Consider the following 8,716-nt stretch of genomic DNA (forward strand, 5'->3'; position numbering starts at 1 on the left):
GCCGAGTTCTCCTTCAAAGCTGCAGGCATTACGGCAATCGCCTGATTTGCCAGATGATTTCACTCCAAATGGGCCTTCGAAATCGTCGAGTCCGCCCGCGGCGCGTTTGCCTTTTTTCTTGCGAAATCCTATCTGAACGTAGCAGCAACGAAAGGGAGAATTCTTCATGATCTTAGGCCATCGAGTCTTCGCGGCTCTCGTTTTCGCTGTGGCCATGTCGACGCCCGCGATGGCTCAGGATGCCAAGACGGTACCGCAATCCCGTGCCGAAATGCAGCTCTCCTTTGCGCCTCTGGTCAAGCAGACGGCGAATGCGGTGGTGAATGTCTATGCCGAACGGGTTGTAGAGCGACGGTCGATCTTTGCCGGCGATCCCTTCTTCGAAGAGTTCTTTGGCCAGCGTATGCCGAATCGCACCGAGAAGCAGTCGTCGCTCGGATCCGGCGTCATCGTCGGCCGCGACGGCCTGGTCGTGACGAACAATCACGTCGTCGAGGGCGCGAACGACATCAAGGTCGCGCTCGCCGACGGGCGTGAATATCCCTGCAAGATCATGCTGAAGGACGACCGTCTCGATCTTGCGGTCATGAAGATCGAGGCGGACGGTCCGTTCGACATCATCCCGATCGGTGATTCCGACGCAGTCGAGGTCGGCGATCTGGTGCTCGCCATGGGCAACCCGTTCGGGGTCGGGCAGACTGTGACGAGCGGCATCGTATCCGCCCTCGCGCGCAATCAGATTTCCAATGGCGATTTCGGCTTCTTCATCCAGACGGATGCCGCGATCAACCCTGGCAATTCCGGTGGTGGCCTCATCAATATGAAAGGCGAGCTGATCGGCATCAACACCGCGATCTTTTCCAGAGGCGGCGGCTCGAACGGTGTTGGATTCGCGATCCCCGCCAACCTGGTCAAGGTCTTCGTGGCCTCTGCTCAAGGTGGCGGCGGCTCGTTCATCCGGCCTTTCGTCGGAGCAACGTTCGAGCCCGTCACCTCCGATGTGGCGGACGCGCTGGGGCTTGACCGGGCCCGCGGTGCGCTGGTGACGGCGGTCCAGTCGGGCGGGCCAGCGGAAAGCGCCGGCATGCGGCCGGGACAGGTCGTCGTTGCCGTCAACGGCATGGCGGTCGAGCATCCCGATGCGCTCGGCTATCGTCTGACCACCGTCGGCATCGGCCATGAGGCGCGCGTGACGGTCTTGGAGGACGGCAAGCCGCAGGACATCGCCTTAAAGCTCGAGCAGGCGCCCGAGACCGCGCCGCGCGACGAAAGGCTCATCGAAGGGCGCAATCCTTTCGCGGGCGCTGTCGTGGCAAATCTCTCGCCTCGCCTCGCAGACGAGCTGCGCATGCCCACTTCTTTGCAGGGCGTCGTCGTCACCGAGGTCAATCGCGGCTCGCCGGCCGCCCGCATCGGACTCGCACCGAAAGATATCGTCCGCTCGGTCAACGGTACTGCAATCGACAGCTCGAAGACGCTGGAAAGCGTCGTCGCCGATGAGGCCTCGTTCTGGCGCGTCGAGATCGAGCGCGGCGGCCAGCTCATTCGTCAGTTCTTCCGATGAGCGATCTCTTCTCCCCCATCGAGCCGCCGGAAATGGCCTCGGCAAGACCGCTTGCCGATCGGCTGCGGCCGCGCACGCTCGCCGAGGTCACCGGCCAGGAGCACCTGACCGGCGCGGATGGCGCGCTCACGCGCATGATCGCGTCCGGTTCTCTCGGTTCGATGATTTTCTGGGGACCGCCGGGGACCGGCAAGACGACGGTGGCCCGCCTGCTTTCCGGCGAGGCCGGGCTCGCCTTCGAGCAGATCTCGGCGATCTTCTCCGGGGTTGCGGACTTGAAGAAGGTGTTCGATTCCGCTCGGGCGAGGCGCATGTCGGGGCGACAAACGCTGCTGTTTGTCGACGAGATTCATCGCTTCAATCGCGCCCAGCAGGATAGCTTCCTGCCGGTCATGGAGGACGGCACCGTCATCCTGGTCGGCGCCACAACCGAGAACCCGTCCTTCGAGCTCAATGCCGCGCTTTTGTCGCGGGCGCGCGTGCTGACCTTCAAGCCGCTTGACGAGGCGAGCCTCGAGGAGCTGTTGAAGCGCGCCGAGAAAGCCGAGGGCAAGGCGTTGCCGCTCGACGAGGATGCCCGTGCGAGCCTGATCCGAATGGCGGATGGCGATGGCCGGGCGGTGCTCACCCTTGCCGAAGAGGTCTGGCGGGCGGCTCGCAAGGACGAGATTTTCGATGCCGCGGCGCTCCAGGACATCGTCCAGCGCCGCGCGCCCGTTTACGACAAGAGCCAGGACGGCCACTACAATCTGATCTCGGCGCTTCACAAATCCGTTCGAGGCTCGGATCCGGACGCCGCGCTTTACTACCTCTGCCGCATGCTCGATGCCGGCGAAGACCCGCTCTATATCGGCAGGCGGCTCGTGCGTATGGCAGTCGAGGATATCGGGCTTGCCGATCCGCAAGCCCTGGTGATCTGCAACGCCGCCAAAGACGCCTATGACTATCTCGGCTCCCCCGAAGGCGAGCTCGCTCTCGCGGAGGCTTGTGTCTACATCGCTACCGCGCCGAAGTCGAACGCCGTCTATACCGCTTACAAGCAGGCCATGCGTGAGGCGAAGGAAAACGGCTCGCTGCTGCCGCCGAAGCATATCCTCAATGCCCCGACCAAGCTCATGAAGGGGGAGGGGTACGGCGAGGGATACCGCTATGATCACGACGAGCCGGACGCATTTTCGGGCCAGGATTATTTCCCGGAGAAGATGGGAAGAAAGACCTTCTACGACCCGCCGGAGCGCGGCTTCGAGCGGGAAATTCGCAAGCGGCTCGAATGGTGGGCGAGGCTCAGGCGCGAGCGGAATTCATAGATCGAGACCTGGCAAACGGGCTGACGTGCCCGATGTATCGTGACGAGAGGTGAATTTGTATGAAGGCGCGCATCAAATGGGTTGAAGGCCGGACATTTGTCGGCGAGTCCGGAAGCGGACACAATGTCGTTCTCGGCACGGCTGTCGGGCCGGAGGGACGAACACCGGGACCGAGCCCGATGGAGTTGGTGCTGATCGGCACCGGCGGTTGCTCGGCTTTCGACGTCGTTCACATCCTCGAAAAGGGGCGCGAAGCGGTCGAAGACTGTTTTGTCGAGATCGACGCTGATCGTGCGGATCAGGACCCGAAAGTGTTCACCCGCATCCACATGCACTTTGTGGTCAAGGGGCGTGGCCTTGCGACGCACAAGGTCGAGCGCGCCATCGCGCTCTCGATCGAGAAATATTGCTCGGCCTCGGCGATGCTCGCCAAGACGGCCACAATCACCCACGACTTTGAAGTCATCGATACCACTGCGGCGGCGGTGAGCTGATCTTTCGTTAGAGCTCCTCGTCCGCTGCTTTGAGCGTTGGCGAGGGCGGCGGTGCGAGGGAAACTCGCGAGCGGCGATCCGCGCCCCGCGCAAAACAGATATGTCGGCCGGCATCTTGTTGCGCTTCTCGGTCTATGGCATAGGAGTGCCGCGTTGCAGACGGCTGCACGGATCGACGACGTCGGTCCGCACTTCCGCGGGGACGGCCTCGCTCCACTTGAAGGAGCTTGATATGGCCTGGTTCACCCTGCTTCTTGCCGGAATTCTTGAAATCGGCTGGGCAATAGGTCTCAAATATACGGATGGATTCACGCGACTTACACCGACGGTGCTGACGGTCGGCGCGATGGTGCTTAGCATCCTGTTGCTCGGCATCGCCGTCCGCTCGCTGCCGCTCGGTACGGCCTATGCCGTGTGGACCGGCATCGGCACGGTCGGCACCGTCGTTCTCGGCATCATGCTCTTTGGCGAGCCCGCGACCGTCCTTCGCCTCGGCTGCATCGGCCTCATCGTCGCAGGCATTGCCGGCCTGAAGCTGGTTGCCTGAGGCCGAGCGGTTTTCCTCGGCATCCGCTCATGACCGGAGGGAAAGAATTTCACGCAACGTAAACTTGAGGCTTGCTCGACGTTATTTTAGCGCGTCGAGCACCGTGGCGGCGGCCTGCATCTCCCGCCAGCGATTTTCGCGGCGTTTGAAGGCTTCCTCGTCGGTTCCCCAGTGCTCGATCTGCCAATCCTCGTCGACATGGGCGGCCTCCCATGCCTCTTCCGCCGACAGCCTTCCCTTGGCCAAGGCGAGCGCAAGCAGCGCGGATCCCGTCAAACTCGTGATCGTGTGCAGACAGGCGAGGCCCAGCGGCGTCGCAAAGGGGCGCAGGCCCTCGGCATAGGCAGAGATTGCCTCGCGCGGCTGCTCCTGATGGATCACGCCCTCGGCGAGAATGAAGCGGGCGCCGAGCGAATGGGCCGCCCAATCGAGGACCGGATTCCAGATGTCGTTCTGCCGCCTGACCAGACCCTCGGGGCTATCGGCTCTATAGCAGAGGAGATCGCTGCCGGCGAAACGCAGGACATCGTCGAAGACGGCTCGGTCATCGAGCGCCACTCCGTCGATCGCCGTATTGACGATCCGCGTGAGCGGCATCGCCCCGGGGTCGATGACCTCGGTCTGCGCGTCCCACTCGGCCGCCAGCAACGCGGCGAGCTTCTCCGTAGGAACGACAAGCGGCCGCTTCGCCGGTGTGCGCACCGGCCGGCCGTCGAGAAGCACCGCGTATCCGCCATCATCCGCGGGGGCGACGCTTGCATGCTTGTAGAAACGCTTCGCGAGCGGCTTCTGCATTTGGATCTGGGCACGGCGCACCGGATCCTCGTGGCTCAGTGCTCCGCTCAGTTCGTCGCGAATATCAGGCATGGTTGCGTTCCATCCATTCGATTATATCTGCCGGCACGCGGGCGATGTGATCGGCGCCGGCCTCGATGAGTTGCGGCACGCTGGCATATCCCCAGGCGACGCCGAGCGCATCCGCGCCGGCTGCCTTCGCCATCTGCATATCATAGATCGCGTCTCCGATGACGATCGTATCCGCGGGATCGACGCCGGCCTCGGCGCAGCACTCCATGACCATCGCCGGATGCGGTTTCGACGGACAATCGTCCGCCGTGCGCGAGACGAAGAAGACCTTGTCGAAGCCGTGGGTGGCGGCGATGTGCGCAAGCCCGCGCCTTGATTTTCCGGTGACGGCGCCGATCAGCAATTCGTCCTGGGCGGCAAGCGTTTCCATCATTTCCGCTATGCCAGGAAACAATGCTTCCTGGAACCCGGGCTCGCCGCGCACCGAAGCGAAGATAGTCTTGTAATGCGCCGCCATTGCGACCTCACGGGTGTCGGCATGCGGCTGCCCTAGAAGTCTCGCGATGGCAATATCGAGCGTAAGGCCGATGACCGCTTTGGTGGCGTCCGTCGTCGGGCGCTCCAGATCGAAGGCATCGAACGTGCGGGCCATCACCTCGTGGATCAACCCGGCGCTGTCGACCAGGGTGCCGTCGCAATCGAAAAGAACGAGCTTCATCAGTCGCCCTCGCCGGCGGCGTCCTCATCGAAGCCGAGCAGGTTCCAGCTCTGCACCATGTGCGGGGGCAGGGGAGCCGTGACCTTCAGCCGCCCGCCGTTCGGATGGGGAATGTCGATATGCCGGGCATGGAGGTGCAGCCGGTTCTGCATGCCGCCGGGAAAGGTCCAGTTGGTGTCCGCCTCGAAATACTTCGGATCGCCGATGATCGGGTGACCGATATGGGCGGCGTGCACGCGCAACTGGTGCGTGCGGCCGGTATAGGGTTCCATTTCGAGCCAGGCGAGGTTCTGCCCGGCTTGCTCGACGACGCGGTAGTAGGAGATCGCGTGATCGGCGCCTTCCTCGCCATGCTTGGCGATCCGCACGCGGTCGCCGTCCGGAGTCTGCTCCTTGACGAGCCAGGTGGAAATCCGGTCCTCGCGCTTTCGCGGCACGCCCTTGACCAGCGCCCAGTAGATCTTCTTGGTGTCGCGTTCACGAAACGCGGCCGTCAGTTGTTGGGCCGCGCCGCGGGTGCGGGCGATGACGAGGACGCCGGACGTATCCCGGTCGAGCCGATGGACGAGACGCGGCTTCTCGCCTTTCTGGTTGGTCCAGGCTTCGAGCATCTTGTCGATGTGCCGGCTGACGCCCGAGCCGCCCTGGACCGCAAGGCCGGCCGGCTTGTTGAGCACGATCACCTTGGCGTCCTCGTGCAGGACCATGCGCGACAGGAGCTCGCCGTCGGACGAATTGCGCAGGTCACGCCCGCCGATCGGACCGGATTTCACGTCCTTGGCGTCGACGCCGAGCGGAGGGATGCGGATCGTCTGGCCGGGCTGGACGCGCGTGTCGGACTTGGCGCGTGCGCCGTCGACGCGGATCTGCCCGGAGCGCAGCAGTTTCTGCAGCGGACCAAAGCCCAATCCCGGAAAATGCACCTTGAACCAGCGGTCGAGACGCATGCCCGCCTCGTCGCTGTCCACCCGCCTGTGTTCTATGCCTGCCATCTGCAGAAATCCGCTTCCTGTTTTTCAGGGTGGCTTTAGACCATTGCGGGCGCGAGGGCCAGTCCGGCGAGGGCCGAGCGCCGAAAGATCGTCGCGCTACCAGCCCGCTTGCCGAACGAAGGGGACGCGGCAGGGGAGAAGCGTCGCGTATCAACCCAGCCTTTCGGCATGCCACTTGAGATGGTCGTCCATGAAGGTCGAGATGAAATAATAGGAGTGGTCGTAGCGCTCGTGCATCCGGAGCGTGAGGCCGATCTCCGTTCCCTTGACCGCCTCCTCGAAAAGCCATGGGCGCAGGCCGTTTTCGAGGAAACCATCGGCCTTGCCCTGGTCGATCAGGAACTCCGGGAAGCGCGCGCCGTCTTCGACCAGCGCGCAGGCATCATACTTCCGCCAGGCCGCCTTGTCGGCACCGAGATATTTCTCGAAGGCGCCGACGGACCAGTCGGCACTCGACGGCGCGACGATCGGCGCGAAGGCAGAGCAACTGCGGAAGCGTTCAGGGTTCTTGAGCGCGATCGTCATGGCGCCATGTCCACCCATCGAATGGCCGAAGATTCCCTGCCGGCCCATGTCGACGCGGAAATGCTGGCTCACGAGAGCGGGCAACTCTTCGGTGATGTAAGTATACATCTGGTAATGCTCGGCCCAGGGCGTCTCCGTCGCATCGAGATAGAAGCCGGCGCCTTTGCCCATCTGCCAGTTGGTAAGTTCGTCAGGCACATCGGGCCCGCGCGGGCTCGTATCCGGGCACACGATGATGAGGCCGAGTTCGGAGGCCATGTGACGGTACTCGCCCTTCTCCATCACATTGGCATGGGTGCAGGTGAGACCGGAGAGATACCAGAGGACGGGGCGGGGCTCGTTGATCGCCTGCGGCGGAACGTAGACGGCGAAGGTCATTTCGCCCTTGCAGGCCGCCGAATCGTGCGCGTAGACGCCCTGCATGCCGCCGAAGGCTGTGTTTTGCGAGATTACTTTCATGAGAGCGCTCCTGGATTCATGAGGTGCTGCCGGCGAGCTGTACCGCGGCATTGACCGCAGCCGCGACGAGCACGGTGTTGAAGAAGAAGGAAACGATCGCGTGCACCAGATTGACGCGCCGCATTGCCGTCGTAGTGATGGCGACGTCCGAGGTCTGCGCCGTCATGCCGATGACGAAGGCGAAATAGAGGAAGTCGTAGCCGCCGGGAGCGTCGGTTTCCGGAAAGGCGAGGCCGCGCGCCGCAGGGTTGCTCTCGCCATGGTGGCTGGCGAGCCAATAGAGGTGGGCGTAGTGCAACGCGGCCATCGTGTGGACCGTGGCCCATCCCAGCGTCACGGAGGCAAAGGCGAGAATTAATTCGCCGGCGCTGCCGCCTCCGGTGCGGTTGAGCGCGAAAAAGAGCGCCGTCAGCGAAATGGCGGCGGCCGAAAGCGTCACCAGAAAGATGATCGGTTCCGGTTCGCCCGTGTCGCGGGCGTTGATCTTGAGATAGCTCCCCGTAAGCTTGGGAATGCGGACAGCGGCCATCGACAGGTAGATGCAGAAGAAGAGAATCGCTGCGATCTCGACCGCCTGGCCGCGAAAGAGCATGCTGCTGATCGGCAGGCTGAGCAGCGCGCCCGCGAGCGCGAGATAGAACGGCCAATGCCTGAGGCCCTTCTTGGGGTTCATTCGCTGCCTCCCATTCGCCGGCCGCCACGCTCGTCGGCTCGTCACCTTTTCGCCTGACGGCAAAGTCGATCAAGCGTTTCGAGAAAGGCGGAGCGGTCCTTGGCGGTGAAGGCGGCATTATAGCCCTTGCTTTCGCCGGTTTCCCGCAGATGCGCGCCGAGGTCGCGCATTGCAGAGGCCATGCCGATGTTTGTCTTATCGAAGACGCGCCCGGTAGGCCCGGTCACGAGCGCGCCGGCGGCGACGCAGCGCACAGCAAGCGGCACATCCGCCGTCACCACGACATCGCCCCTGCTGGCGCGTTCGGCGATCCAATCGTCCGCCGCATCGAACCCGGCCGATACGATGACGTTGTGGATCATCGGGTCGCGCGAGGGCCGTAGCCCCGAATTGGCGACGAAGGTCACCTCGAAGCCGTGGCGCTCAGCCACCTTTAGGGTCTCGGCCTTGACCGGACATGCGTCGGCGTCGACATAGATCATAGCAGTTTCAACCCGGAAGGACGGAAAAGCGCCGGAATTCAGACGGCTCCGGCGCTTTTCTAACGCGTACTGTGAGCTCAGTACAGCACGACCGAGCGGATGCTTTCGCCGGAGTGCATGAGCTCGAAGCCTTTGTTGATCTCCTCGA

Annotated in this window: 10 protein-coding genes; 4 read left to right on the forward strand and 6 right to left on the reverse strand. The window is 63.3% G+C overall.

What is annotated here, in order from left to right:
• The first annotated feature begins 166 nt into the window (after positions 1 to 166).
• The 4 genes from AYK65_RS08425 to sugE all read left to right on the forward strand — a co-directional run bounded on the left by AYK65_RS08425 (position 167) and on the right by sugE (position 3,912).
• The gene (locus AYK65_RS08425) at positions 167 to 1,564 is read left to right on the forward strand and encodes a DegQ family serine endoprotease (RefSeq protein WP_046118275.1); all 1,398 of its coding nucleotides are present in this window, start codon (positions 167 to 169) and stop codon (positions 1,562 to 1,564) included.
• Complete coding sequence (locus tag AYK65_RS08430; RefSeq protein ID WP_046118274.1) at positions 1,561 to 2,871, forward strand: replication-associated recombination protein A; 1,311 nt, start codon at positions 1,561 to 1,563, stop codon at positions 2,869 to 2,871. The genes AYK65_RS08425 and AYK65_RS08430 overlap by 4 nt, the downstream gene beginning before the upstream one ends.
• Before the next feature lie 59 nt (positions 2,872 to 2,930).
• Positions 2,931 to 3,365 (forward strand): OsmC family protein, encoded by a 435-nt coding sequence (locus tag AYK65_RS08435; protein WP_026617368.1) that lies wholly within the window; start codon positions 2,931 to 2,933, stop codon positions 3,363 to 3,365.
• Between the two features lie 232 nt (positions 3,366 to 3,597).
• Complete coding sequence (gene sugE, locus AYK65_RS08440) at positions 3,598 to 3,912, forward strand: quaternary ammonium compound efflux SMR transporter SugE (RefSeq protein WP_046118536.1); 315 nt, start codon at positions 3,598 to 3,600, stop codon at positions 3,910 to 3,912.
• Between the two features lie 81 nt (positions 3,913 to 3,993).
• Here the strand turns inward: sugE and AYK65_RS08445 are convergent, their stop codons facing one another.
• From AYK65_RS08445 to AYK65_RS08470, 6 genes are all read right to left on the reverse strand, one after another.
• Complete coding sequence (locus tag AYK65_RS08445; protein ID WP_046118273.1) at positions 3,994 to 4,779, reverse strand: ATP12 family chaperone protein; 786 nt, start codon at positions 4,777 to 4,779, stop codon at positions 3,994 to 3,996.
• Positions 4,772 to 5,437, reverse strand: a complete 666-nt coding sequence (locus tag AYK65_RS08450) for an HAD-IA family hydrolase (RefSeq protein WP_081158172.1) — start codon at positions 5,435 to 5,437, stop codon at positions 4,772 to 4,774. The genes AYK65_RS08445 and AYK65_RS08450 overlap by 8 nt, the downstream gene beginning before the upstream one ends.
• Positions 5,437 to 6,429 (reverse strand): RluA family pseudouridine synthase, encoded by a 993-nt coding sequence (locus AYK65_RS08455; RefSeq protein WP_046118271.1) that lies wholly within the window; start codon positions 6,427 to 6,429, stop codon positions 5,437 to 5,439. The genes AYK65_RS08450 and AYK65_RS08455 overlap by 1 nt, the downstream gene beginning before the upstream one ends.
• 150 nt (positions 6,430 to 6,579) lie before the next feature.
• Positions 6,580 to 7,413: an S-formylglutathione hydrolase gene (gene fghA / locus AYK65_RS08460; protein WP_046118270.1), complete on the reverse strand. Its 834-nt coding sequence runs from the start codon at positions 7,411 to 7,413 to the stop codon at positions 6,580 to 6,582.
• 16 nt (positions 7,414 to 7,429) lie between these two features.
• Positions 7,430 to 8,086, reverse strand: coding sequence for a DUF1345 domain-containing protein (locus AYK65_RS08465; RefSeq protein WP_026617362.1), 657 nt, complete (start codon positions 8,084 to 8,086; stop codon positions 7,430 to 7,432).
• Between the two features lie 41 nt (positions 8,087 to 8,127).
• Entirely contained in the window at positions 8,128 to 8,568 is a 441-nt protein-coding gene (locus AYK65_RS08470) for a YaiI/YqxD family protein (RefSeq protein WP_026617361.1), read from the reverse strand.
• Between the last annotated feature and the right edge of the window lie 148 nt (positions 8,569 to 8,716).

This window comes from Ensifer aridi (assembly GCF_002078505.1).
In the GTDB taxonomy this organism is placed as follows: Bacteria; Pseudomonadota; Alphaproteobacteria; order Rhizobiales; family Rhizobiaceae; genus Sinorhizobium; species Sinorhizobium aridi.

What these genes read in the sequence shown, in the direction of transcription:
- AYK65_RS08425 (WP_046118275.1), top strand. Translation starts at nt 167, where the DNA reads ATGATCTTAGGCCATCGAGTCTTCGCGGCTCTCGTTTTCGCTGTGGCC.
- AYK65_RS08430 (WP_046118274.1), top strand. Translation starts at nt 1,561, where the DNA reads ATGAGCGATCTCTTCTCCCCCATCGAGCCGCCGGAAATGGCCTCGGCA.
- AYK65_RS08435 (WP_026617368.1), top strand. Translation starts at nt 2,931, where the DNA reads ATGAAGGCGCGCATCAAATGGGTTGAAGGCCGGACATTTGTCGGCGAG.
- sugE (WP_046118536.1), top strand. Translation starts at nt 3,598, where the DNA reads ATGGCCTGGTTCACCCTGCTTCTTGCCGGAATTCTTGAAATCGGCTGG.
- AYK65_RS08445 (WP_046118273.1), bottom strand. Translation starts at nt 4,779, where the DNA reads ATGCCTGATATTCGCGACGAACTGAGCGGAGCACTGAGCCACGAGGAT.
- AYK65_RS08450 (WP_081158172.1), bottom strand. Translation starts at nt 5,437, where the DNA reads ATGAAGCTCGTTCTTTTCGATTGCGACGGCACCCTGGTCGACAGCGCC.
- AYK65_RS08455 (WP_046118271.1), bottom strand. Translation starts at nt 6,429, where the DNA reads ATGGCAGGCATAGAACACAGGCGGGTGGACAGCGACGAGGCGGGCATG.
- fghA (WP_046118270.1), bottom strand. Translation starts at nt 7,413, where the DNA reads ATGAAAGTAATCTCGCAAAACACAGCCTTCGGCGGCATGCAGGGCGTC.
- AYK65_RS08465 (WP_026617362.1), bottom strand. Translation starts at nt 8,086, where the DNA reads ATGAACCCCAAGAAGGGCCTCAGGCATTGGCCGTTCTATCTCGCGCTC.
- AYK65_RS08470 (WP_026617361.1), bottom strand. Translation starts at nt 8,568, where the DNA reads ATGATCTATGTCGACGCCGACGCATGTCCGGTCAAGGCCGAGACCCTA.